Annotated in this window: 18 protein-coding genes; 4 read left to right on the top strand and 14 right to left on the bottom strand. The window is 43.8% G+C overall.

Annotated elements, in window-relative coordinates; genetic code table 11:
* Window positions 1–64: 64 nt before the first annotated feature.
* Both L1D55_RS18135 and L1D55_RS18130 read right to left on the bottom strand, forming a co-directional pair.
* Window positions 65–2,560 (bottom strand): EAL domain-containing protein, encoded by a 2,496-nt coding sequence (locus tag L1D55_RS18135; protein ID WP_239918360.1) that lies wholly within the window; start codon window positions 2,558–2,560, stop codon window positions 65–67.
* Complete coding sequence (locus L1D55_RS18130; protein WP_171366384.1) at window positions 2,557–3,675, bottom strand: substrate-binding domain-containing protein; 1,119 nt, start codon at window positions 3,673–3,675, stop codon at window positions 2,557–2,559. The genes L1D55_RS18135 and L1D55_RS18130 overlap by 4 nt, the downstream gene beginning before the upstream one ends.
* An 81-nt stretch (window positions 3,676–3,756) precedes the next feature.
* Between L1D55_RS18130 and L1D55_RS18125 the strand changes: the two genes are divergently transcribed.
* Window positions 3,757–4,851, top strand: a complete 1,095-nt coding sequence (locus L1D55_RS18125) for a substrate-binding domain-containing protein (RefSeq protein WP_239918381.1) — start codon at window positions 3,757–3,759, stop codon at window positions 4,849–4,851.
* 114 nt (window positions 4,852–4,965) lie between these two features.
* Here L1D55_RS18125 and L1D55_RS18120 read toward each other — a convergent pair whose 3' ends face one another.
* Together L1D55_RS18120 and L1D55_RS18115 are read right to left on the bottom strand one after the other, a co-directional pair.
* Window positions 4,966–6,648, bottom strand: coding sequence for an alkaline phosphatase family protein (locus L1D55_RS18120; protein WP_239918359.1), 1,683 nt, complete (start codon window positions 6,646–6,648; stop codon window positions 4,966–4,968).
* 101 nt (window positions 6,649–6,749) lie between these two features.
* Window positions 6,750–7,538, bottom strand: coding sequence for an SUMF1/EgtB/PvdO family nonheme iron enzyme (locus L1D55_RS18115; RefSeq protein WP_128164119.1), 789 nt, complete (start codon window positions 7,536–7,538; stop codon window positions 6,750–6,752).
* 137 nt (window positions 7,539–7,675) lie between these two features.
* Between L1D55_RS18115 and L1D55_RS18110 the strand changes: the two genes are divergently transcribed.
* A complete protein-coding gene (locus tag L1D55_RS18110) occupies window positions 7,676–9,007 on the top strand; it encodes an anaerobic sulfatase maturase (RefSeq protein ID WP_239918358.1) in 1,332 nt (443 codons plus the stop codon).
* 81 nt (window positions 9,008–9,088) lie between these two features.
* The gene (locus L1D55_RS18105; RefSeq protein ID WP_239918357.1) at window positions 9,089–10,147 is read left to right on the top strand and encodes a HEAT repeat domain-containing protein; all 1,059 of its coding nucleotides are present in this window, start codon (window positions 9,089–9,091) and stop codon (window positions 10,145–10,147) included.
* A 94-nt stretch (window positions 10,148–10,241) separates the two neighbouring features.
* On the opposite strand, the gene L1D55_RS18100 is transcribed toward L1D55_RS18105, so the two are convergent.
* The 10 genes from L1D55_RS18100 to L1D55_RS18055 form a co-directional block, all read right to left on the bottom strand.
* Window positions 10,242–11,309 (bottom strand): sulfate ABC transporter permease, encoded by a 1,068-nt coding sequence (locus L1D55_RS18100; RefSeq protein ID WP_239918356.1) that lies wholly within the window; start codon window positions 11,307–11,309, stop codon window positions 10,242–10,244.
* Between the two features lies 1 nt (window position 11,310).
* Window positions 11,311–11,787 carry a hypothetical protein gene (locus L1D55_RS18095; protein WP_239918355.1) on the bottom strand — a complete coding sequence of 159 codons (477 nt, stop codon included), beginning with the start codon at window positions 11,785–11,787 and terminating at the stop codon, window positions 11,311–11,313.
* Window positions 11,788–11,796: 9 nt separating this feature from the next.
* Window positions 11,797–15,009: a response regulator gene (locus tag L1D55_RS18090; RefSeq protein WP_239918354.1), complete on the bottom strand. Its 3,213-nt coding sequence runs from the start codon at window positions 15,007–15,009 to the stop codon at window positions 11,797–11,799.
* A 214-nt stretch (window positions 15,010–15,223) separates the two neighbouring features.
* On the bottom strand, window positions 15,224–15,598 hold the full coding sequence (locus L1D55_RS18085) for a hypothetical protein (RefSeq protein ID WP_239918353.1): 375 nt from the start codon (window positions 15,596–15,598) through the stop codon (window positions 15,224–15,226).
* A gap of 108 nt (window positions 15,599–15,706) precedes the next feature.
* A complete protein-coding gene (locus tag L1D55_RS18080; protein ID WP_239918352.1) occupies window positions 15,707–17,845 on the bottom strand; it encodes an ATP-binding cassette domain-containing protein in 2,139 nt (712 codons plus the stop codon).
* The gene (locus L1D55_RS18075) at window positions 17,842–19,428 is read right to left on the bottom strand and encodes an ATP-binding cassette domain-containing protein (RefSeq protein WP_239918351.1); all 1,587 of its coding nucleotides are present in this window, start codon (window positions 19,426–19,428) and stop codon (window positions 17,842–17,844) included. The genes L1D55_RS18080 and L1D55_RS18075 overlap by 4 nt, the downstream gene beginning before the upstream one ends.
* The gene (locus L1D55_RS18070) at window positions 19,418–20,842 is read right to left on the bottom strand and encodes a TolC family protein (protein WP_239918350.1); all 1,425 of its coding nucleotides are present in this window, start codon (window positions 20,840–20,842) and stop codon (window positions 19,418–19,420) included. The genes L1D55_RS18075 and L1D55_RS18070 overlap by 11 nt, the downstream gene beginning before the upstream one ends.
* Window positions 20,817–23,048: a response regulator gene (locus L1D55_RS18065; protein WP_239918349.1), complete on the bottom strand. Its 2,232-nt coding sequence runs from the start codon at window positions 23,046–23,048 to the stop codon at window positions 20,817–20,819. The genes L1D55_RS18070 and L1D55_RS18065 overlap by 26 nt, the downstream gene beginning before the upstream one ends.
* 4 nt (window positions 23,049–23,052) lie before the next feature.
* Window positions 23,053–24,402 (bottom strand): HlyD family type I secretion periplasmic adaptor subunit, encoded by a 1,350-nt coding sequence (locus tag L1D55_RS18060; RefSeq protein ID WP_239918348.1) that lies wholly within the window; start codon window positions 24,400–24,402, stop codon window positions 23,053–23,055.
* A gap of 3 nt (window positions 24,403–24,405) precedes the next feature.
* Complete coding sequence (locus L1D55_RS18055) at window positions 24,406–24,768, bottom strand: hypothetical protein (protein ID WP_239918380.1); 363 nt, start codon at window positions 24,766–24,768, stop codon at window positions 24,406–24,408.
* A 183-nt stretch (window positions 24,769–24,951) separates the two neighbouring features.
* Between L1D55_RS18055 and L1D55_RS18050 the strand changes: the two genes are divergently transcribed.
* A partial coding sequence (locus tag L1D55_RS18050; RefSeq protein ID WP_239918347.1) for a tandem-95 repeat protein occupies window positions 24,952–26,535 on the top strand: 1,584 nt, incomplete at its 3' end.

The raw sequence follows: 26,535 nt of genomic DNA, 5'->3' as shown, positions 1-26,535 counted from the left end.
GACGCTTTTATTACGTCTGGAGTAGGTCAAAAACGACTGATTCCACTGAGTTTGAAGCGACAGCTTATACTGATGCTTGTGATGCTTGTGATGCTTGTGATGCTTGCTCCGCATTGCCAACAAAATAAGAGACCCAGTCATCGATAGGTAGAGGTCGAGCAAAGAAATAGCCTTGCGCGTATTTACAGCCTATCTGACGTAAGGTTTTGACATGGCTTTGTGTTTCAAGTCCTTCTGCTATGACTGAAAAATCAAGGATCTGAGCTAGTTTCAATACCGCACATGTGATCTCGTAATCGACCTTGGATGAGTTGATGTCTTCGATAAAACTACGGTCTAATTTGACGCAGTCAGCGGAGAGGTTTTTTAGTACCGAAAGAGATGAATAGCCGGTACCAAAATCATCAATTGCGATCTTATAACCCTTAGAATGAAGCACTTCTATGGTTCTCGAACAGGTTTCGAAATCTCGCATCATGTCTCTTTCTGTTATCTCAAGTAGTAACTGATGCGGTTTGCAGTCGGTTTCATCGAGTATGACTTGCAGTTGTTCTGCAAGATCGGTCATGTAAAACATTCGCGCAGAGAAGTTGATAGAGAAAGTCACTCCCTCTAAATTGATTCCAGAACGTTGCCATTCAGTAATCAGGTTCGCCACTTTCTTAAATACCCATTTATCGATGTCGATAATCAGGTCACTCTTTTCTGCCACTTCCAGAAAATCCACTGGTGAAAGTAGACCAAGCTTTGGGTGTCGCCAACGAACAAGTGCTTCTGCCCCAATGATCGCTTGCGAATCTAAATCGACTTTTGGTTGGAAAAACACTTCTAGTTCATCGTTAGCAACCGCTTGATGCAGACCCATATTGGTTTCGATGAGATCGTTCACTTCGTGGGTCATCTTATCGGCATAAACACGATATTGGTCTCTGCCATTGCGCTTCGCGTGATACATGGCGGTGTCGGCATTTCGAATTAAAGTTTCACCGTTAGCCCCATGAGTGGGGTATTCACATACGCCGATACTGGCCGCAACAAATATTGAGTTGTCTTCGGTATAGTAAGGCTTGCGAAGTGATTGGTTTAAACGCTCTGCTAGCTGTTCGCCTTCGCTCAAGCTGATGTTAGAGAACACGACCATAAACTCATCACCGCCCATTCGTGCAACAAAACCGTTATGGCCAACTAGGGTGGTTAGAATATTCGATACATTGATAAGTAGGTTGTCACCTTGTCCATGACCGAGAGAGTCATTGATGGTTTTAAACTCGTCGATATCTAAATAAAAGAGCAAGAAACAGGAATCTTGTTCGCGTGAACGTTTGATCTCTTCATCCAGTTTTTTTGTGGCTAACAGTCGGTTCGCCAACCCTGTTAATGGGTCGTGGTGGGCGAGAAAGTCGAAGTTCTTTTTCTCCTCAGTTAGCTCTAGATAAGCTTCAGACAACCTTCCTGCCATATCATTGTAGGCTTTCTCCAAATGAGACCACTCATCGTTTCTGCCAAGTGCAATAGGCTCTCTCAAGCTGCCAGATTCTAAGCGGTCAAAACCGTGCTTGAGTGCATTCAATGGTTTTTGAATGTGGTTCCTTACCACATAGTTAAGTAGCAGTAGAGACAAGATAACGGCAGAGAAACTGATCATAATGGCGTTAAGTCTTGATTCGCCGATCTCTTCTTCCAATTGAGCGGTAAGCGCTAATGCTTGATTTTGAACGCGTGATTCTGTGTTCTCGACCATTTCGAGTAAGTCGCTTTGCGCATCTAAAAGCGAAGCCATCACAAGCCAGCGTTGCTCAAGGTTGGCTCGAATTCGTTTCAACGCTGCGTTATAGCGTTTAACTGTTTTTTGAATACGCTTCTTCTGTTCAATAACTGCCGCAGTTTCAATATCAACGTTTTCTAAGTGCAGCAAGAATATGTCGAGCTCTTTTTCGACTTTAATCAAAAGCACTTTTTCTGTTTCTGGCGTAATGCGGCTATGGATATCACCGACCATTTTTCCTGAAGTAAGAAAGGACTCTCTCAACATGTTCATGAGATCGAGCTCGTTGTTATAACGAATAAAGTCATGTTGGTTGAGGTGCTTGAGCTTGCTGTCGGCAATCGCAAACTCTAGTTGGTTCAATTGTGCCGCTAGGGTTGCATCAATTTGATTGGTTTGCTTGAGTATTCGATTGAGTGCTAGCGAGCTACCCAAGAAACGATGGAAGTTATCGATGAACGCATCGATCTTCTGTGAAAACCCTTCATTGGTCGATAGATCTCTGAGCTTTTGAAGTTGGTAGTCAACGTTAAATGCTTCTTCCGACAAGGTGTTTTCACTGAACAAAAAGGTTTGTTCGAGCAGTTTCACTCGAGAGGTAAGCGTGAAAACTCGGCGGCTGATTTCTGAATTCACAATCAACTCAGATACATGTGTTGAGGTTTCGTTTTTAAGTGTCGACTCAACATAATATAAAGAGCGAATCACCATGATCACAGCAAGGCTGACGATAAGTAGCGAAATGAAGTTGGAGATGATGAAACGCTGGGTAATGTTTATTTGATTCAGTTTCATTGCGGCTTCCAAATATTCAAATACGCTTCACGGTAACCATTTTTAGGGTCATAAATACCAGTCGCTTCGTTGTTAATCAGCTCTGCGACGTTGTTTGGAGTCACGAGGTGAACAGGCGCAGAATAACCACTTGGTGGCATGCTGTTGAATGCTCGGTTGAGTTCGTCAACGATTTGCCAACCTTGTAGGTATAAAGGCTCTGGAACAGTCGCGGATTGGAACTGATCTCTGTTGATTCGCTTGTAGGCGGCTTTGCTACCATCTCCCGCAGAAATATTGTTTGGAATCAGTTTGTTTTCTTCTAGGTTAGATTCCAAAGAGGGAATGGCATAGTCGATATACAGGTCGTTTATCGCCAAAATATGAGTGATATTGTCGCCGTGTTTTTTATCCAGCATCTTCAAGGTAGCAGGCATCTTTTGGTCAATTTGATCGAGTGGTAGGTAGATAAGCTCCAGAACATCACAGTTACGACATTGCTTGATGGTGTCGACCATAGCGTTAGCTTTAATCATCGCAATTTCGTAGTTTGGGTCTGTAAACACCACAATTTTTGCTTGTTCGTTGGAGTCAACAATCGCAAGCAAGGCCGCAACTTCAGCGACATCTAATGGGTCGGTCGTGATATTTGTGAAGAGACCAATATCAGGGTTTCCACCCGCTAGCTCCGTGGCGTGCCAGCCAATGATAGTAATTCCTAAATCTTGAGCTTGTTTTAAGATCTTTTGGTGGCGGACAGCATCAATTCCACCAAGTACGATTGCATCTGGATGAAAACCTATCGCTTTTCTTATTGCCGCCCCTTGGCGAACTTCAGAGCCTAGACCGTCGATAAAACGAAGGTGCCAATCAATGTTGGATATGGCTTCCGATAAACCTTTACCTACGCCATAAACACCGCCGTTGCGCAGATCTGACGCTACAAAAATAATGTTCTTTTCATGGCGTACGGCTGGACCTTCCGTCGGGCCTCCCCATGTGACTTGGTTTGATACAGCACGTGTGACTTTGTTTTCTGCGTATTTGAAAAATACGTCCTCTGGATAACCTGCAAAACTCGTTGAGCTGCAAGTGATAGCAAGCAATAAACTCGCAAAGTGAAATGTTCTATTCATCAGCTCTATAAAAGTCTTTAAATTATTATCTCGCTATATTTATAATATTGTTAATAAACATTCAAACACTTGGTAACATTTATGCTGGGTCAAAATTATAAAATCCTTTTACCTCTGCTCCTAACTACTTGTTTTATGGTTTCACAGCCTGTGAGCGCTGATGGGGAAAGGCCTGACGGTGATTTTGAAAAACTTGAAAAATTTCAAGAGACTGTAAGCGGAGAGCCCATTTCTTTAGCAACGAAATCTTCTGAAAAGCCCGTAAGGATCGCTTTAATTTATCCAAGTGCAGATATTTCTGATTTCTGGATACGTAATTTCATCGCGTTGAAGGAAAGATTGATTGCCTTACAGCTTAAATTTGAGATTGATGAATTTATATCTAGGCAGATCGAACACTCACTTCAAACTCAATACACCGAGCAAGTTCTTAGCTTTGAAAAACCATACGACTTTGTCATTTTTGGACCATCAGAGTTGGATATACAAGCCGGTAATATCCAAAAACTGGCGGCTTCCTCTGACTTTAAAACCTTCATTTGGGCATTTCACACGCCAAACGAACAGTGGACTCACCAACCTGATAGTTGGTTTGATTTTTCCAGCGAAATGGGAGCCGAGGTGTTGTGTGACCACGTGGTCAAAGAGCTGGGTAACGACGTGGAGTTTTCCGCTAACCGAGGTATTCCAGGTATTACAGATACACAACGCTCTCAAGGGTTTATTGATTGTGTTGAAGAGAAGGGTGATTGGTTAACGATTTATGAGCATTTTGGGCAGTATCAAAAAATTGGTGGTGCTGATGGGATCCGTTTGGTTTTGGGTAACTTTCCAGAAGTGACCATGGTTCATAATGCGAACACGGCAATGACGATGGGTGCTGTGGACGCGCTAGGCGAAGCAGACAAGCTGTCTGAGATATATGTGACAGGTTGGGGTGGAACCGCAAAAGAGATAGAGAAAATTCGATCTGACGAGCTTGATGCAACACCAATGCGAATGAGTGACGATCTGGGGGTTGCCACTGCAGAAGCCATCAAGTTTCACTTGGAAGGTCGACAAACAGAAGTGCCGTTGATTTATCTAGGCAGAATCACCGTGGTGCACAACAAGATGGATGATGAAGAGTTGAGCCAGTTAACTCGAGAAGCTTTCCGTTATTCGGGCAAAAACTAGTGCACTGAACGTTCCCGGCACTACAGCAGTGAAAAAGCCCCTTACCTGTATTAGGTAAGCGGCTTTATTATCGTTCGTAATGCACAGGTTTAACCTGGTTTAGTGTCAATGCGTTTAGTCGACGATTTCTTTCAATACCTCACCAATCGAACCACTTGGCTGTGTGATGCCTAGCTTATTAGAGAGGGTCGGTGCTATATCATAAGGTGTAACTGCTCGTGATACCTTTTTAGCTTCAACATCATAACCTGCGAAGATAACCGGTACGTGAGTGTCGTATTTCCATGGCGAACCATGTTTCGACGCGATCTGAAGACCTTCCATGTCGTTGATGTAGCTGCGCGGTGCAAATACAACATAAACGTCACCAGAACGAGCAGGGTGATAGTTGTTTTTGACGAGCTGCATCACATGTGTGTCAGGTAATCTGTTCTTCGCGATGTCACTACTTGAAACAGCAAACGCTACGCCTTTTATTTTGGCAATCTCATCAGCCATCGCTTCTTGCACTTTTGCTAGGTCAAGTTTCTTCTCAGCGATAAGTTCATGATTCAGATAAATGTAAGGCTGTGCATACAGGCGAATTGCGTCTTTAGATAAGCCGAATTCATCTTTCAATCGCTTCTCGACACCGCTTGAAAGCAGAGCATCTTTGTCGAAGTATTGTGCCTGACTAAAACCAAGCGCTTTTGCCGCAGGCGACGCTTCAGGTACGCCATGGTCGGCGGACAGAACAATGAGTGTGTTTTCTAAGCCCACTTGGTCATCGACGGTTTTTAAAAGTTTCGCAATGGTCTTATCAAGTCGAATTAGGTTGTCTTCCGTTTCTAAGCTTTCTGGGCCGTAGAGGTGAACCACATAATCGTTCGATGAGAAGCTAACCGATAGGTAGTCGGTGGCATCGCCTTGCCCAAGTTTTTCTTGCATTAATAGTGTGCTGGCAAAGTTTTCAGTAATTTCATCACCAGCAGGGCTCACGGTTAACGTGGTGCTGTAGTATTTATAACTCGCTGGGCCATAAGGGTGAGGGAAGGTGCGTTGGAAATCACCTAGCTTAACCTTGTAATCGGTACCGTGCTCTTGAAGGGTATATTGTTCACGTGGTAACGAGAGTTCCCATTTCTGTTTCGAGTATTGCGCTGCAACTTTCTTTTCATTCCAACGAGATACCCAATCTGGGTATTCATCATAATAGTAATCACTCGTGACAAATTCAGATTGTGCTTTAGAGAACCAGAAGGCTTTGCCACTGTGTCCCGCTAAAGAGATTGCACCACGATCTTTAACTGAAACACCAAAAACCTTAGATTTTCCGCTATTTGAGATCATCAGCTCGTCACCAAACGTGGTCGACAGGATTGGCTCGGGAGAACGGCCATCGCCTTGTGCTGCTTTTTGTGTCGGATCGATTTCTGTCGCTTTGTCGACACCTGCGCCAGAAGTGAGCATGGTGTAGTTGCCATGCTCTACGTTATACACTAAACGCTCTTCACTACGGTCGTACCAAACATTACCCACCATGCCGTGAACGCTAGGTGGAGCACCCGTAGCCAGAGAGACGTGTCCTACAATTGTTTCCGTGTTGCCATGCTGATAATTGGCATTGGTGTAATACGTGCCATCATCCATCAAATACCGAAAGCCACCCTCACCAAAGTTATGCTTATAGCGCTCTATAAGATCGGCACGCAGACCATCAACCGTGATTTGAAGAACCAAATCTGGTTTCTCTGCAGCTGTTGCGGGTAAAGCACAGAGTAGAGCAAGTGTAAGACCTGAAAGCTTGGTGTATTGCATAGAGTGTCCTTATTCAGTATTGCCGTAGCGTGAAAACGTTTGTGTCGCATGAGTTCTGTTTAGCGTTATAAACGACGCGATAAACTTATTCCGCGATGCGCTTAGTCTGCGTCTTTAACTAGGCGCAGTCCCATGTCAGACATGGTGATGGATTGGCTTGCGAAATCACGACGGTAACTTTCCGATTCATTTTCGTCATAAGCAAAACTGCCACCGCGAACAGACTTATGTGATAAGCCTACGTCACTGTGTTTAGCGTTGTTTGGATTGTCTGTCGGACCAAATCGGTAGAAGGTGTCATCGAAGGCATCGATAACGAATTCGCCAACATTACCTGTCATGTCATATAAGCCTAGTTCATTTGGCTTCTTTAGCCCGACTGGGTGTGCGCTATTTTTCGAATTTGCTGAGTACCACGCAACATCATCTAAGTTGTTGGAACCACTGTAAGTATAGCCTTTGCTCTTGTTGCCACCTTTGGCTGCAAATTCCCATTCGGCTTCTGTTGGCAAACGGTACTCTTCACCCGTTAACTTATTGAGTTGCTCTACGAAATAGTTTGCTTGTTGCCAGCTCAGGTTATTGACTGGAACTTGCGGATTTGGGAAGTAACTGAGAGATGAGCCCATTACTGATTCGAATAATTCTTGAGTCACCTCAAACTTCGCGATGTAGAAACTATCTACAGTAACACTACGTGCTGGACGCTCGGCTTTACTTGCTTCTGGGCTGTTTGAGCCCATGGTGAATGTCCCACCTTCAACCAACACCATATCTTGATCAATTTGTTGGGCGATAGGGTGCGTTGGCACGCTTGAACAGCCGCTAAGAAGAATAGTCATGGTGACGCCACTAACTGCTGCTAAATGTTTGTAATTGATAAATTTCATCACGTGCCTCAAATGTTCGAAATAGAGGTCAATTCTAACGTTTTCGTTCATTCCAATTGGTTATAAAGGGTATAACATGCCACTGACTTCATTCGGAATTATTATGGGAACAAGACACTAAGATAGGTAGGTAAATCATGCACATTACTCAAGGTCCTCAATATAATGGCAAAGCGTCTAAACGCTTACATGTTATGGCGAAGCCAATTGGCGCAGCATGTAACATTGACTGTAAATATTGTTATTACCTTAGTAAGCAAGATTTGTTGGAGTACAAGAAAGGCAGTTCTCCAAGAATGGATGATGAAACATTAGAGACCTACATCCGACAATACATCGAAGGTCAAAATACACCTGAGATCATCTTTTCATGGCAAGGTGGTGAACCTACCATGCTTGGTTTGGCTTATTTTGAACGTGTGGTTGAACTACAGAAGAAGTATCAACCTGAAGGTGTATTGATTTCCAATGACCTACAAACCAATGGCACATTACTGAATGACGATTGGGGGCAATTCTTAGCAGAGAATAACTTCCTGGTAGGCTTAAGTATTGATGGCCCAGAGATGCTGCATAACGCCTACCGTACTAACCGAGCCGGTCGTGGTACGTTCAATCAAGTAATGGCTGCGGTTGAACTGTTGCACAAACACCATGTGAAATTCGCGACGTTAACCTGCGTGAACAACCTGACCAGTCAAAATGCACTAGAAGTGTACCGATTCTTACGTGATGTGGTGAAGTCGCCACAAATGCAATTTATCCCAATCGTTGAGCAAAAAACCTTTAGAACGGTTGCACCGCAAACTTCTCAAGTGAGCGAGCAATTGAAGCAGGGTGACAAGCGCCTGATCCCGGGTCATAAAGATTCCATTATGGAGTCATGGTGTGTATCAGATCTGGCGTGGGGTAACTTCCTGATTACCGTGTTTGATGAGTGGGCGAAAAACGATATTGGCAAAGTGTTCGTGCAATATTTCGAAGCAAGTTTAGAAACGTGGATTGGTCGTCCTAATCCACTTTGTACCTTGAACGAGATTTGCGGAAAAGGCCTTGCTATGGAGTCTAATGGTGACGTTTTCTCATGTGACCACTATGTTTATCCAGAATACAAAATCGGGAATATCCATCACGAGAAGTTGGATGATCTGGCGTACAGCGCTTCACAACAGAAGTTTGGCTTTGCTAAATCACGCACATTAACCAGCCAATGTCAGCAATGTGATTATAAGTTTGCTTGTCATGGTGAGTGTCCTAAAAACCGCTTTATTAAAACTCGTTCAGGTGAGCCGGGTTTGAATTACTTATGTGCGGGTTGGCACAAGTTCTTTTCTCATGTTGATAAATCAATGGCGTACATCGCTCGTGCTATGAGACACCCGGTGGCACACGGGAAATACAGCGATTCTGTAATGATGGCGCGTCGTGCCGAGATGGCCAAACAAGCGACGTTCGAGACCAAGTTCTAATTCAAGGTCTATCAATCTTAACGACAATCAATCAGATATGAGTCTAGGGACAGGCTAAATTCTCAAGTTTAAGGTACCACTATGATCAAGAAGAGTTTAGCGACAGCGGTTGCTTTAGTTATTTCAACGTCCGCATTGCTATCAACATCTGCAATGGCAGCTAACAGCGTCCAAGCCACAGTTGACGCACCTGCACAGAACATTAATCAAGTGCTTGAAATGACAGACACTCAAACACGCATTCAGCAGTTGTCTTACATGGCACAAGATAAGAATCAGTCTATTGAAAACCGCACAGGAGCTTTGCAAGAATTGGCTTCATACCCAAGCCAAAACGCGCTGGTGGCCGTTGCAAGAGGCTTGAAAGACCAAGACCCTGAAGTGCGCGAAGCTGCGGTTATTGGCTCTGAACCATATCAATTGGAGCATCGCTGGGCATTGGTTTCCCCTTTGCTTAAAGACAGCGATACCATGGTTCGCCACACAGCAACATCGAATTTAGTTCGTGATTTCAATACCCTAGATGAAGTGCAAAAAGCGGAAATTGAACCTGCGGTAAAAGAGCTGATCACTTTCTTGGAAACACAAGAATCAGAGAAGTTTCAGTTACTGTTTGCAGATGTCCTACGTTGGCACAATGAGTGGGAAAAGGCAGAAGCGGTTTATTTAGAGCTGATCAAAACGCATCAAAATGATCCTCAAGTATGGTTGAGCTACGCAGACAACTTCCGAGCTCAGAAGAAAGACCAACAAGCGGTTGAAGTGTTAGATCGCGGTTTAGCGAATGTACCGGACAATGCGGCTTTGCATTACTCAAAATCGTTGACCTTAGTTCGATTAGAAGAGAAGGGCGCCGCAGCAAAAGAGATCGAAGTGGCTGCTGAGTTAGCGAAAGACAACAGCTATTACTGGTATCTCAACGGTGTATTGCAAGAAGATCTCGATATCGACAAGTCGACAAAATCATTTGAAAAGGCGTATTTGATTTCTGGCGCTCCAGAGCAACTCTATGCTGTATGTGATATTTACGTTCGTTACGGTAATGAAAAAACGGATGAATGTTTGACTGAGCTTGGTAAAGTCGCACCTGACTATGTGATTGAACAGTTGAAAGAGAAGCGAGTAGCGCCAAGTTCTTAGTAGTTGCGTTGATCGATAAAATAAAGTGAGTTATTGAAAAGCCAGTCGAATGCTGGCTTTTCGTTTCACTGGTTATGTGTTTTCTCGGTAGATTTTAGAACACGAAACTCAGCATAATGGTATAGAGCACTGCGTCTTTATCATCAAAGCCCGTCAGTGGATTGAAGTCTTCAACAAAGGCGCCGTTTGTCTTACGAGCTTCAAAGTATTGTACCTCACCATTGAGGGAAACGTTCGGCAATACGTCGTAATCGATACCAATCAAATAGCTGTTGCCTGTGAGGTGTTCGTTGGAGTCAAACTCAGCACCATAAACGACATAAGGCGTAAACGAATTCAATCTGTAGCCTAGACTTGCATACATCGATGAAGAGAAGTCACTGATTTGTCCTTCACTTGATAGCACCGCTTGACCAAATTCATACTCAGCACCCAAAGACCAAAGCTGGATGTGTTGGTTGTCTGCAGTGGGTAACGCACCAACGTTTTTAATCTTAACAGTCTGATCAAAGTTGGAGTCGAGGAATGACAAATTCCAACGATAGTTCTCTCCGCTTAACTGAAGGTTGACACCAAACATGCGATTGGTTTCAAATTCCAGCTCTGTACTAGAATTAAAATCAACTTCGTTTTTGTCTTTTACGCCAAAGAAAGGGGAGAATAACAGCGTTGCCTCATCACTCACATCATGAGTCCAGCTGACTTTAATCCCGTTAAATGCGGTTATACCTAATACGGCGTTATATACTTCTGTAGGTGGCCTTGCTGTCATGTAGGCTTGCCCAACATAGTAGTACTCAGATGCAAGGAAGAGAGGCAGTCTCAATCGCCCGATATTGACATCAAAATCATTGAAGTCATAACCAAGGTAAGCCCATTCTAATTGCGGGTCACTCCAATCGTACTGAGGAGCTTTAACAACTTGCACAGAGGCTTTGAATGAGTCGTAGAAATAATCGAGTTGAACACCAAAAGTGGTATCACAGTCGTAACAACTCTCATCGGTAAAACCACGATTGATGATTAAAGGGTTGTCGTTGTCTGATGTCGCCCAAGACGTTGAACCAAAGCCGCTCAGAGACAAGTTATCGGTGAGCTCGATGATCGCGAAAGCCGGAGAGGCAATTGAAGCACATAGCACTGACGTAATTATTTTTTTCATGTTATTTCTCCGAGCTTATAACGTAGAGAACGTTGGCATTTTGAGAAATCGAAGAGAGTGGGGCATAACCAATACGGTTAGGTTTTTCGTTGAGCCAATCCACTAAGCTGTCTGTCGACGCCGCTTTGATTTCTCTTGGATAACGCGCTTTACCCGAGAAAGATAATCCGGCCCAGTGAGCGTTCATTTGAGCGGCGTTCTTTCCTAGTAAAAGTTGATAAAATTCCTCTCTTTCGGCGCTGTTTTCAGGCCAATCTGATAGTTCTATACGTTTGCCGTTAAGACGTTTGGTTTTTCCTCGATATAGCTTTCTTGCTTTGTTAATAGAAATCGCTTCAAACTCTGTGTCTAAAGAGAATATGGCGTAGTCTTCCGATGCATGAGCTGGGCTAATAAGAAGTAGACTTCCTAATAGCCCTAGTACCGCGATGAACGCAGCTCTGCACTGGAATGTTTTTATTGTTTTCTTCCAATCCATTGGTTTCTCCTAGCAAGTCGCGCTTTCAATTTGATGGAATAGTTTATCTTTTCTTACGGGTTTCGCGACGTAACCATCCATACCCGAATCAAAGCACTTTTGAATATCATCGTCGATAACGCTGGCGGTTAACGCGATGATAGGTGTCTTTGTTAAGCCTAGGTTTTTCTCGTGTTCTCTTATCTCCCTGGTTGCGGTGAATCCATCCATCACCGGCATCATGCAGTCCATTAAAATAATGTCGAAGCTGCTGTCGTTCAGATACATATCAACAGCAATCTGTCCGTTGTCCGCAATTTCAAAGGTATAACCTGCTTTCTTAAGCATGACCGACGCCACTTTTTGGTTTACACGATTGTCTTCGACCAACAGAATCTTTTCAGACTTACTTGGTACAGATTCTTCTTGAGGCTCGTCCGGCAGCGTGGTTTTCGCTGCTTGAGTTGTAGGAATGGTATTGTGAATAGGGGTAACGGTTGAGTTGTGCGTTGGCGCTGTATTGTGTGTTGCTGGAAGCGGCATTGCTTCGACAGCCGTTAGCAATTTCTCTTTTAACATCTCGAACTTGAACGGCTTAGCTACGTAATCATCCATACCCACATCGAAACACTTTTGTATGTCGTCATCGATAACACTGGCAGTCAACGCAATGATAGGGATGCGGCGGGTTGCTTCTGCGTCTTTCTCGATACGTCGAATGTGACCCGTTGCCTCAAAGCCATCCATGACAGGCATCATACAATCCATCAAGATTGCTGCGTAAAGAGGGTTCGCTGTAAACATATCCACGGCCTCTTGCCCGTTGTTAGCGAACTCAAATTCGAACCCACTTTTTCCGACTTGTAGACCGGCTATTTTTTGATTTATCTTGTTATCTTCGACAATCAAGATCTTATGTTGAACCTGAAGCTCGGACTGGCTTGCACTCGATAGATCAGCTAAGCCTTGTGTATCGCAAAGTTCGACCGCTTTTATTAAGCGAAGGCCGAGTAGGGGTTGTGAGACTTGTGCCGCGATACATTCTCCGATGTCGGTAGGGTCGCTGAGGAAGGAACGAATTAAACAAATAGTCGCGCCATTGTTATGAAGCGTATTTAGTTGAACGGCATAATCACTGGCTTGGAATTCATCGATTTCTGCAAAGATAACCGTAGTCGGTTTTGTGTGTTGTTTGTTGGCAATTTTGTCACTAATCTCGCTCGTATTATCGGTGGTTTGCGCGACTTCTAACCCATAGAGTTTTAGGTCGTTTTCGATACGCTCTGAAAGCAAATTAGCATGTCCAAGAATATAAATGTCTGCGGAAGCAGAGCTTGGCTTCGGTAGCATTAGATCAACTGCTAATTCTAGGTCGAAATAGAAACAGCTACCTTCGCCTTTCACTGAATCTAACTGTATTTGTCCGCCCATTAGTTCTACGAGCTGAGTACTGATGGCAAGTCCTAGGCCGGTACCCCCAAACTGACGAGTCGTTGAGTCGTCTTCTTGTGCAAAAGGTTCGAATATCTGTTTTTGTTGCTGCTTATCGATACCAATACCCGTATCTCGCACTGCAAAGCGAACTGTAACCTTGTCGTCGGATTGTTGGAGAGTGTTGATTGAGAGGGTCACGCCGCCTTCAGCTGTGAACTTCACAGCATTCGACATAAAGTTCATCAGCACTTGTCTTAGACGGTGGTCATCGATCATCACTCGGGCTGGAGTATCCGGGCTGATATCAACGTTGACTGATATTTTTTGCTCTTTGGCTTTTGGCGCAACAATCGACGCAATATCATAAATAGATTCGCGGATAGACGCAGAATGTGGGCTGATCAGCAACATACCCGATTCGATTTTCGAGAAGTCCAAAATGTCATTGATTAAGCTGAGTAAGAGTTGAGAAGAGGTTTCTATGGTATCTACATAATCACGCTGCGTCGGGGTTAATGGCGTATCAGCAAGGATCTCTGAGATACCGATAACGCCATTTAACGGGGTACGGATCTCGTGTGACATGTTGGCTAGGAAACTACTTTTCGCCTTACTTGCTTGTATTGCGTGATCTTTCGCTTCTTCCGCGTCCTCTTTAGCTCGCTCTGCGTCTTCTTTCGCTAGCGTAAGCTTTTCTTTAGCGTGCTCTCTTTCAATAGTTAAACGCTCGACTTGTTGAGCGAATAAACTGAGTTCATCTTTTCCTTGAATGAGTTTTTCTAATGAAGGGCGAGTTTCATCATTTTCACTCTTTAAGAACTTCAGAATTAAGCTAAGATTATTGGTTACCTGTCTCGCTAAGCTCAGCGTTAAGCCCATAACAATCGTTGCGAGTAGGGCGACTAAAGAGATAAATAGTGTTCTTTGTACTTGAGCCGCTGAGATTGCTTGTTCAACTTCAACTTGGAACTCTTGTTTGATGACGTTCCCTAAACTCTGTAATAGGTTTAGTCGCGCGCGCATTGCTTCTAAGCCGACAGAAATCTCTTGAGGTGTTAGCTGACTAAGTGCGTTGAGGTCGAGTAGAGCGTTTCTTATTTCTTGGCTTTGAGCAAACACATCATTTCTGAACACTTCAACCATCAGTGAAACCTGGTTTTCATTGGCATTCAATGACACGAAGCGTTCCAAAAACAGTTGTTGCCTTTCACTTAGGGTTTCAATTTGTTCTGCTAGTTCGGGATCGTATTCTTGGCTACTTTGGAATATCTCAATTAGTGAGGTACCTAATTTAAATTCTTCGTTCGACCAGAACATCAACCATTCGAGTTGTTGTAAGGCGGTAAGGTGCTGTTGGATTTCTCGCTTGGTATTTTCGAACGGTACTTTTTCTATCTCTAGCAACAACTGCTTGTATAAATCACTCTGCCACTCCTGGGCATCCAATTTATCGTAAGTATCCGTTGCTTCCATGGTTGATAGGGTAGCTTCGTTAAAATCCGCGACTAACTGATTCATTTCATCAGAAGCCCCTAGAAAGATAATAGGAGATAAGGTTTTGAGTTCCGACTTAACTTGTTCACTTTGTGCAGTAAACTCTTCAGGGCTCGATGCTAAGGTGCTTCTATACAAGACGGAAATATCTTGAAGGTAGACAGATAACTGATTGGTGCGCTCAAAATCAGTTAACTGTGTCGTCAAAATATACGCTTGTCTGCCTGCTAGGAAGAGTAAAAGTGAAATGGGAAGTAGAGCTAAGCCAAAGAGTTTATGTTTGACTGAAAGGTTATTCCAGACCGTAATCGCCATATAAGGATCCATCCAACTGTTTTTATATAAGAACAGTAGAATAAAAATAGCGATATGGAAACTTTGTACGAGTTAATTTTTCGGAAGTGTGGGAGGAGTATAATTTCTAATGATTCCGATGCTTATTTTGATTGAATGAATAATTCCTACTAACTTCTAGCGATTGATAGCAGGTTGTTTCTTGTGCTTACTGATGAATAACTCAAAAGATGAATCAGTGAGTTCGAGATTTGCTTCGATTCGCCGCCAATAGAAGGTGCTCTAGAATCGTTTTTGCAGAAGGCTCCAAAATCCAAACACCTAAGATTCGGTTAAGTGCGGCACGATACACCCTATTTTTAAGAAGAAATGCGAGTGTTTGGGTGTCGTTGCTCAATACGTGAGTCTGTACGATAGTAAGCTCTGCTTTTTGGGCGATTTCTACGTGTTGCAGGTTGAACGCGGGCAGGAATGCGCTCTCATACCAGATCTCAACGATCTCTCTGAGTTCGAGCTCCTCTTCAGGCACATCACATTCCTGAAGTTGATGGTTTTCAGGAATTGCGGATAAGTAAGTGACATCAAGCTTGTCTGCAACGAAAGTGTACATCTGATTCCTTGTTCTATGGGTTTTTGCAGCGAATCATCCCTTTGGTTCACCTTTATGTCAATGGCATTCATTGAGCGAGTAAATGAATTGTGTATGTGTGTTGAACTTTTAACTTAAGCTATTTAAGTATTTGTCTGTTAAACCAAAATACTTCAGGTTTCCGTCTGGTTCTAACACTAGACTCATGTTCGATGTCGCGATTAATCCCGGATCATTGGTTGAGAAAATTACGCTCTTATTCAGAAGTTTATCAGTAAATAAGCGGTTAAAATATTGTGCGTTTTCTTGCTCAGCGCCATTGAATGGTTCATCGATGATTATCAGAGATTGCTCACAGTTGCCGAGGCCAAGTGCGAGGCGAAGTTTTTGCTGAATCCCATTAGGCAGGCTTTTACATTTGTCTACACTGAGCTGTGTTGCTAACCCGTCTGGTAGCCATTCATCTAGCTCGAAAAAGCTAACCATCTCTTGCATCTTCTCGGTAGGAATAAGGCCATTGTGCAGAATGAAGTTAGTCTCTAATGAGCCTTCAAAAATATGTAGGTTAAAAGGAATGTAGTTAATCGAGGTTCGGTAGCGATAGCTGTTGAACTGCTTAATGTTATAACCATCGACAGATACAGCACCTTGATAGCGGTCTTCTAAACCGGCAATGATTGAAATTAAAGTCGTTTTTCCGCATCCGGTAGGCCCACATATCACTACTTTTGCTGCGGGTGGGATTTTGAAACCAAGGTTGGTTAGCCCTGTTGCTGCGCCGACGTACCGGTGACTCACGCCACTTCCCACAATACTGCCTTGGAATCGGCGAATCGGCGGGCTTTTTTCTAGTGTTAACTTGTCATCATTCATCGACATCAGATTGTTGATTTGTGCTGATGATGCTTTGATCGATTGAAACTTAGAAATTGAGTTGTAGATGCCCATGATTGGACCTAAGGCTTTCCAAACCAGAATCACGGTCGCGAGCATTGCTCCGGCATCTGAGGTACCTTCCATCACACCTATTACGGCGGTTACAATACTGGCTGTACCAATCACCTGAATCAAGCTACCGCCAGCGGCTTGAATTTTACTATTTGTTACCGCGACGTTTTCGGCATCACTGGTACTTTGTAAGTGAGAAGCACTAAAGCGAGATTGAACCACACGTAGAAGTGGCAACCCTTGAATGGTTTTGATACCACGAAGTATCTCGTTCCATTGATAGGAAACCATAGCGTTAGCCCGAGAGCTTTTGGACGTTGCTTGAGAATAGATATAACGCGAGTACACACAGAACACCAACATCAAGATCAAACCGCCCATTACCACGAGTGCAGCAGTACCAGACATCAGAGCAATAGCAATGATAAACACAATGATAAACGGCATATCAAAGTAGCTGAGTGTGGATTCTGCGGTTACCAAGCGTCTAAACGTATCGATATCTTTTAAACGAGCAAGCTGAGATGACACACCGGCGGTTGAGGTCATCGCGTAGGGCAACCATAGCAGCTTAGATATCACGGCTTGCGATATATGAACCGCGAGATCTTTACCGGAAGTGGCGATGATGTTGACCCGCATCTTCTTGAAGAAGTATTCAGAGAATCCAACAATCACGGCAAAGAGGGTCAACCAATAGAGGGTAGCTTCAGAGCTAGACGTCAAAGCGAAATTATACACACTCATGATGAAGAAGGGTTGAAGTGCACCTAAAATACTGATCACAAAGCTCAATATGATTAGGCTCTTGAGTTCATTGTTGTATCGATAGAACGCGTATTTGATCCAGTTACTTCTGTCTTGTGATTCTGGTGGTGGCTCTCGGAATAGGCGAGAGTACTCACTGATGGAAATCAGCAAGCAAGGTTTTTTACACATCGGATATTCGATGGTGTTGTTGTTTGTGTAATCAAACAGCATTAACTTGCCATCTTTGGTACCAAGAAAGATCGCGCTAAGGTTTTCAATCTCGATAAAACATGGATGTGGGTGTTTATCGATGTTCTCGAGTGTTTTTAACTTGGTGACATCGCAGCGGTAACCAAGGCGTTCGATAGTCGCAGTAAAACTGTCGGTGTCTTTTGGCTTTGGAATGAATGCATCGCTGAGTGTCGCTGGCGTGCCTTCCCATTCGAGGGCTATTAAGGTGTAGGCCAAGCCCCGAATTAGAGGTGATTGACCATAACGCTCGTCATAACCACTGGCTTCAAAATCGAGTACTCGCTGCGGAACATTGTTGAAATCAACTAGGATACTCATTGGTCACCTCCTGTAAGTTTGACGCGCTTGAGGCGGTGATTCAGTTTGTCCATTTTGTTGCTGGCAATAATGAGGATCTTATCGTTGGCACGGTAAGCGGTGCTGGTGAGCACTAAGTGGGCGAACTCATCGTCGTAGACACAATCGATGTCATCAAATATTAAGACACGCTTGCTTGCCAATAACGCACGAACCAACAATAGGGCGTATCCTACTTGGCGTGAGAACGGATTTCTCATGTGGCCCTTGAGTTCAGTATAAAAGCCAGCAGGCAGTCCATCGATTTGTGACTTAATATTCATGGTTTCACACAAAGCAAAGGCTGTGTTATTCAAGCTTGGGCGGAAACAGGTGAGGTTATCGATAATGGTGCCTTCTACGAAGGAGCTGGTCTTATCAACCATCAATACGCTGTTACGCCAAACGTTGTAGTTCAACTCATCTAACGGTGTGTCGTTGATCATTATCTCTAATTTGCTGTCACTGTTTTGCCGAGTGATACAGTTCGCTAAGTGCGTTTTACCGGCGCCACTTTTCCCTGTCAGTAAATACGCTTGACCGCGCTCAAACTCGATACGCTGTTTGTCTGAGTATTTAACCGATATCCGCTCAACTTCTGTCGTCTCATGCTGCTGTTCAACAGAGGCGGCGAGCTCAAGCAGTTCTGCAATACGCTGAATATGGAGCTTGTTGAGCTCCCAGCGGCTCGCAGTACGCATCACCTGTTGGTAGGGGGCGAAGTAACGGTTAGTCAGCATGATGATTGCTGCCATGATGCCTTGGCTTGATTCCATGTTGATTACGGCTGTCGCCAAAACGACCACCACACACGCGATTGATAGCTGTTGAATTAACGCTAATATCAAACTGAAGTTAGATTCAATCTGTTCGTATTTGATGTTCTCAACTTCACGTTCTTCGACCATCTGCGTCATTAAGCTCTCTACTCGATACTCCATATTTCGCGCTTTGATATCCAGCGGGCTTGATATGATTTCAATGATTTTAGATGTGGTTAAGCCTTCGATGTCCGACTTGTTTTGCAGGCTGCCAATTTTCTGTTTAGAAAGACTCCAGGCGAATATAGCCAAGATCAGCGAGGCAATGAGAAGGGTGATACCTGCCCATATGTTGATTAATCCTATGATAAGAATTGTCAGTACACTTACCGCAAGGTTGATAAGCGCTCTAACCGATTCCCCGCCAAAGAAGGTTTTTAGTTCGGGGATAGTGGCGATGCGTTCTAGATATTCCCCTGGCTCAAGGCGACGAAATTTTGATATCTCAGCCAAACAGATGGATTGGAATACCTTGTTGGTTAGGTTTGTCTCAAACTGCCTCATGATCACGGAGGAAATTTTCTCCTCCTGGTTTTTTAGGTGGTAGTCGAGAAATATCGAAATCAAAATAATCGCGAACAGCAAGAAAAGGGTGTCTTGCGCTTGGTTCGGCAGCACTCGGTCAAAAATGATCAGAATCGAGAAGGGCAGTACTAAACCAAATAGCGTTGAAATAATGGTAGAGAAAGTGAGGTAGCACTTATCAGCCATGTTGATTTTCTGAGAAAATTGCTCAGTTTGCATTGCGACCTCCTTTCTTTAGCGACTCGGTTGAGAGAAGGTGTTTCGGCACTAAATCTTGGTTGTCACGTCCTTCGATGTCGCTCATTAACTGCATAATGCTATCAATAGACTGAATCGACAGTACGCCTTTAATTTGCTCAAGCTTGATTGTCTCAATGATGTAGTCGTACCGTGCACTTTCATAGTCTCGCAACGCACTAAACAGTTTGCTTTCTGCGGCGAGTAAATCGGTGATAGTACGAGTGCCCAGTTGGTATGCGCGTTGAATCCCTTTGTAAGAGGCGTAGTTAGCACGAATGATGTTTTCATAACTGCTGATCGACTGAGAAAAGTCGTTGATGTTAAGAACTGATGTGTTTACGCTATTACGAGTGGTGTACAGCGAGTCTTGGTAAAGCAACTCTGTGCGCTCGATGGCCGTCGATGATTTTTGATAACCATAGTAGTCCGAGCCACCCGATAGGATAGGTACGGCTAGGTTTAGCCCAACACTGGTTGAGTTACTTTCTCCAGTGGCAGTTACGTCTGTTTTGTCGTAGTTATTGGCATCGTCATGGCGGTAACTGGCAGAAAGAGAAACGGTTGGTAAAAAGTTGGACCCACTTTCTTTTAAGCTGCGACGGCTGCGTTCGACGTTTTTCTTAGCGACCAGCAGATCGTTATTGAGCTTCAGCGCTTGGTCCATAATTGAGCGTTGCTCTGTCTCACTTATCTCTTTTAATGGAACACTTTCGTAGATGTCTTGTGACGGAGTAATAGGGTACTGAATTTGAATCGATAACCCGTTAAGAATGACACGTCGGTCTTTTTGTAGTGTTCTTAATCGGTTAGCGACCCCTTCTTTTTGCGCAATAACCTCATATAGCTCACTGGCCGCGGTGTTGCCTAGCTCGACGTTACGTCGCATTTGATGCTCTCGAGTCTCAGATGATTTAAGTTCAACTAGGGTCGCTTTGATTTGCGCATTGTTTTTTAGGTATTCAAAATACTGAGAGCCAATCTCTGAAATGGTGCTTTGGATTTTGTTTTCATGCTTAATCTCTTCGATATTGAAATCGAGCTTTGCGGTGCCGTATTTGAAAATGTCACCAAGGTTAAATATCGATTGAGAAAGAGAAAGGCTATAACTGTTGGAGTTATAGCTAGAGGTTTCATCAGGAGCTCCTGATAACAAGGTCTCATTTTCATTCCATGTGGTATCGGCGGCACCGTTTAACGAAGGGAGAAACTTAGAACGACTAATACCAATATTGTATTCGTTCTCTTCTACGCCTTTATCACTGGCTCTTAGGGAAAGACTGTTTTGCAGGCCGAGATCTACCGCCTCAAGCAGGGTAGTTGCCATTGCTGAAGGAGTCGTGCTGATTGCAAGTGCAGCAATAATGCCGCTAGTTAAGTTTTTGTACCGCCACATACTTGTTGATCACCTTGATAATTTCATCGCTCTTGTAAGGTTTGCTGATCACGTAATCCATCCCTGCTTCTATACACGCTTGATGTTCATTACTGCTGGTCAATGCGGTTGCACCAATGATGGTACAAGGGTTTTTCTCGTTTTCTTGTTCAAATTGACGAATGCGTTTGGTTGCTTCAATACCGCCCATGCCTGGCATAATGCAGTCCATGAAAATGATGTCAGAACGCTTGTTCATGAAGTGCTTAACTGCATCGGCACCATCGCCAACGGTATCTGGTTCGTACTCTTGTTTTGTGAGAATTCGTTTGAGTAGAATTTGCTGAACTCGATCATCCTCCACGATTAGGAATGAGCTATTTTCCATCTGTTCTTCTGAGGCTTCAGCTTCCATGATGGCAAGTAGGTTCGGGATAAACTCATATGGGATTGCTGGTGAGTTGATGATCTTATCGACAAAGCTATGACACTCTTGTGCATGTTGCGTACTGGTCACGGAGAGCAGAAGTTTAGTATTTGGGTGGTTCTTGAGTTGAGATTTCACCGTTTTGCTTAATGAAGGCAGCTTGTTAGGTTCAAAGGTGTCAGTCAGCATGATTGCGTCATACTCACCAAAGGTTTTAGCTGCTGAGAACAGTTCGTTTGCGGTGCGAACTTCGGTGATATCCAGCCCTAAATTTACGAGCATCTTACTCATTACATCAATACGAACTTGAGTGTTAGCACATAACAATAAGCGCTTGCCATCAAAGCGAGTTTTCTCGGTATGGAAGCTTTTCGCCTTGATGTCGAGTTTAATCTGAAAGCGCTCTTGTATTCCAGATTGGAACCAATGGCTTTCGTAATAGCCATAGTCTTTTAGCACGCTCTTAGCCAAGTCATCGGTGTTGGTTGTGTGGTCTTTATGAGCACTCCAGTGGAGTTTGTTTAACTTTGCCACCGAGACATCTAGGGTAGAAAGGAAGTTGAGGTTAATCGTGACTCGCGTGTTTTCCATATCGGACGCTGCACCAGATTCAATGGTCACAAATAACTTCTTGTTTGATTTAAGTTGAATGGCGTTTGAAAGCTGTAGAAACAGAATCCAGAACAAGCTGGTGGACTGTCCTTCAACGCGATTGGGTAAATTGTCGGAAATGAAGCAGTCGAGTTGTCCCTCATTACGCTGAACTTTTGCGCTGATATGTATCATCAACTCAGACAGTACATTCAATAGCGAAAAATCTTTCGATTTACTTTCTGTCCCTTGAGAGATCAGACGGTTGTAGTTTTCAGCCAGCTCTGAAAGGGTATTGGAAGCGGAGGTAATGTCCTTCGCCATTAACACGCCACTTTCATCCGTTTCTTGAACTAGATACTGGACGCCGCCGTTGATGGTGTTGGTAATCCCCCGAATTTCATAACCGATGAGCGCATACAGTTGTTTATAAAGGTCGTTATTGCGTTTTTGATCTTCTAATTTACTGAAGATCAACTTGAGGTGAGAGTATATTTGTCGCTGTTTAGCGTTGATGCTCACGTCGTTGAGAACCTCTTCAAGTCTTTGTGAATCAAGCTGCTTTAACTCTTGGTATAACGCATCAAATTCATAATCGATCACTCGTTCATTTAAGCTGGACTTCTTAAGCTTAAATATCGCCACCAAATTGGATAATACGCTAATTACAGCCAACACAGCCACCACCATAAATAGCCATACGAAAAACTCATTTTTCTCAGCCATTAGGTCACTTGCATGGTTGTTAAACATGGTGCGATAGTTATCGTCCATCTGTAGGTAGTTGTTGGTCAGTGAAAGGTACAAGTCGAGTAAGTCATTACGAGCTTTTGGGCTGTCAGAAAAGCGGTTAATCGCCAATTCAAGTTGTGTATATTCGGTCGCACCAACCAAACTAAATTCAGTTTTATTCAGGGAAGCCAAAGAACGAAACTCGTCAATCTCGCTCTTCAGGTTGGATAGGCTTAGATCACTCTCGCTAAAACTGTCTGCCTTTAAACAGTGCTGTAAGGTTTGTATGCCTAATTCAATGGCTTGGTTTAGCTCTTGGGCCTTAGTAAGGAGTGGGGCATTTTGCACTTGCGAAACAGAGTCGACTTTTGACCAAGATAAATACAAATAAAAAGCGAGTGAAGCCAACACCAGGCTAAACAGTATGCTTAGGCGCAGCGCTGGGACCGATATATTGTATGACGGCTTTCTGCTCATTTCACTACCTCTCATCGAATGCATCTTCGATGGCTGACATTACAGGCTTGGCTGCATATTCGATGACTCGGCGCGAGCCTGTTTTGACATCGGCAGTAAATTCCATATAAGGGGATAGTTTGTATTGTGTGCCTCCTCGCTCAAGAAAATTTTGACTTATCTCAATCTCCGCCAAATAGAACTCCGCGTCTTCTTCTTCGTAAGACGAGCGACTGATAGAGGCTATGGTTCCCTCTACAAAGCCATACTTGGCAAAGTTATACGTATCCATTTTCACTTTTACTGCTTGGCCGATCTCCACAAACCCCATGTCTTTACGAGGGATTTTGGCTTCGCCGTGAAGGGAGTTATTGATCGGTGCGATATCAGCGATACTTTCGCCTGGAGGAATAACCGCCGAGCGGAAGTTAAAATGCAATTTGTCGACCACTCCATCAACGGGTGAATAAACGACTAGGCGGTCAACCTTGTCTGAGTGCTGAGGTTGTAGGATTCGTTTCAGTTTGAGATCTTTGTTCGCTTGAATGATTTGTGCTTGATACTCTGAATTTCGATTCTCAACTAAATCACGATGTTGCTTTTCTAATTTGTCGAGTTGGAATCGCTCGTTCATTACAGACTCACCCAGATTCTCAATTTCACGCACCATATTGGACTCTTGAACCTGCATATTGAGAACATCTACGTAAGAAGCCATCTCTTCTTTATAGAGGGTGTTTTTGATATTGAGCTGTTTACGAATCAAAGAAAGCTGATTCTCTGAACTTTTACGGCGCTTTAGCATTGAGCTGATAAGGGAGTTTTTGTGCTTTATATCATGAGTGATGAGCTCTTCATTTGAGCGATTTTTAGAGAACTCTTGTCGCCAAGTGTTCATGTTGGTTTGCACTTGTTCAGGATACTGCTCAATGAAAGCGGTGAAGTCGGGCTCTACCATATCTCGTAAGCTTTTATAGCGAATCTTGTCTAGTTCAAGTTGGATTATCTCTGTATTCACCGTATCGAGCTGAGTATTGCGGTCGAGTGAACGTAGTCGAGCGATGGGTTGCCCTTCATAAACGACTTCACCTTTCCTTACGAGTAACTCTTCTAGAATCCCACCTTCTAGGTGTTGAACCTTTTCTACATCAGATTCCAAAAGCAGTTCACCACGAACAGAAACAACAATGTCTATGCGTGCTTGCGATGCCACAGCAACTGCAACCAGTGCCAGCATGAATATAATAAGCAGTGTTTTGTGAACACTAGTCATTGCACTGGCTAGCACTATTGTGTCGTCTGCTGTGACCTTAGTGACTTCTGTATTAGAAACAAGGGCCTTTCTAAGGTGATGCTCAATTTGATTATTGCTCATGACCTACCTCGATACCTTGTTATCTGGAACGGCTTCTAGCGATAATAAATGATTTATTTGTCGATTAACGTTTAGCAATTCAGCTTGTACATCCTTTAAAAAATCTTCTGGAGCAGGGAATTCGTGTTTACTTAAATGTTCCAGCTTCGCCATCTTAGGCGGCAAATCTTGGTCGCATAGCAGGGCTAAGATTGTCTTCAACTTTCTCGAGTAGTGGTTAAGCTCATCGAAACGATTACCTTGATAAAGCTGCTCGATGTTTGTCGCTGCGCCATAAAAGTCCTTGTAAAAATCTTCCAACACTAATTGAAGACGTTTGTGGTTGTTGTCGAATGAACGCAACAAATTTGTCATGTCTATCATTATTCCACCGCCTTAATTGCTTTGATGACAATAATTAAGGATCTTTAAAGGAGGATTTCAATTTTTTTTTACTTTATTTGTAAAAAAAAATCATGACAAATGTTGTATAAAAATTTGGTTTTCTAAAAATAGTGTCCTTTAATGACTGTAAACACGATCAGTTAGCTAGTAGCAACGGAGGCTGTAATGGCAGACCAAGTTAATCAAGATGAAACTCTCAATGATGCAGTAGAACAAACAGACACGAATGATGTTGGTACTTCCACTCAGGAGCAGGAGCAACAAAATCAACAGAATACGATTACGTCGACAATTGCGACAGGAGCTGAAGATACTGATGCAGTCGACGAATTTGACCAGGCTTTGGAGGATAACCCGACTAGTGCAGGTGTTGATGATGATGAATCGGCTTCTGGTGCGGCTGTTCAAGAAGAAACGACAGAAAGCGGTAGTGATTCTGATGTTGCTCAATCTAACGTGGTTGATGGTGCAGTAACAGATACAAACGAAAATGATGTCACAGCTGATAGTGGTGTAGAAGAAGTTGGTGCCCAAGCGGTAGGTGGTGAAAGCACAGAAGCTTCAGATGGCGGAGCAAGCGCAGAAGGTAATGAAGAGCAGGAGCAGGCCGCGACTACGTCTACAGTATCAAATGCGACATCTTCTGAATCAGAGGAGCAACAAGGCGTTGATGATCTCGATTCACAAACAGTAGAAAAGACATTTGCGGTTGATGTTCAAGCTTCTGATGAAGAGACTATCAGCGAAGTAGAAGACGGCTTTGGTTCTGAAACGGTAACCGAAACGTTCCAAATTAAAATTGACGCAGAAAACGATGCAGCCGAAGTGGCTAATTTAGAACTCGATGTTGAAGAAGATGGCACATTAACATTTACTAATGCTGATTTACTAGTGGGTGCGACCGACATTGATGGCGACGACCTATCTATCGGTGAGGTGACATACTCGGGAACGGATGGTGTATTTACGAACAATGGTGATGGTACTTACTCCTTTGCACCGAATGAGAACTTCAATGGCGATGTAAGCCTCGACTTTACGGTCACGGATGGAACGGAGCCAGTTTCTGCTAATGTTAATATTACCGTTACAGAAGTGAACGATCCACCGGTTGCGGGTCCAACCAGTTACTCTGTGAATGAAGATGAAGTGATTAACTTCACTGAAGCGCAGTTACTGGCTCAATCGAGTGATGTGGAAGGCGATGTCAGCCTAGACAGTGTAACGTACACGGGCACTGACGGCATCTTAACGGCGAATGMCGACGGCACCTACAGCTTTGCACCGAATGAGAACTTCAACGGTGGTGTGAGCTTAACGGTTGTGGTTGCCGATGAAGATGGTGAGAAAGTATCGACGACGGCCGAAGTGGATGTGAAGGCCGTTAATGATGCGCCAGTGAGCGGTGATTTGGCTTACACGGTCAATGAAGACGCATCGATTACCTTGAGCCAAGCGCAATTGTTGGCACAAGCGACCGATGYGGAAGGCGATGACCTAACGGCAGCGAACTTGTCTGTTGGCGGTAACGCGACGGTGACGGCAAACGATGACGGCAGCTTCACTATTACRCCGGATGCGAATTTCAATGGTGACATTGATATCTCCTTCGACCTAACGGACGGTACCGATACGGTGACCGCAACGGCAGACCTAACGGTTAATCCGATGAGCGACCCAACAGTGGTGAGCGATGTTAGCTACACCATTGATGAAGATGGCACATTAACGTTCACCGATGCGCAACTT

The organism is Vibrio sp. Isolate22 (assembly GCF_022398115.1).
Lineage (GTDB): Bacteria > Pseudomonadota > Gammaproteobacteria > Enterobacterales > Vibrionaceae > Vibrio.
The sequence above is the reverse complement of the archived record's forward strand: the minus strand, read 5'-3'. Positions and strand labels throughout refer to the sequence as shown.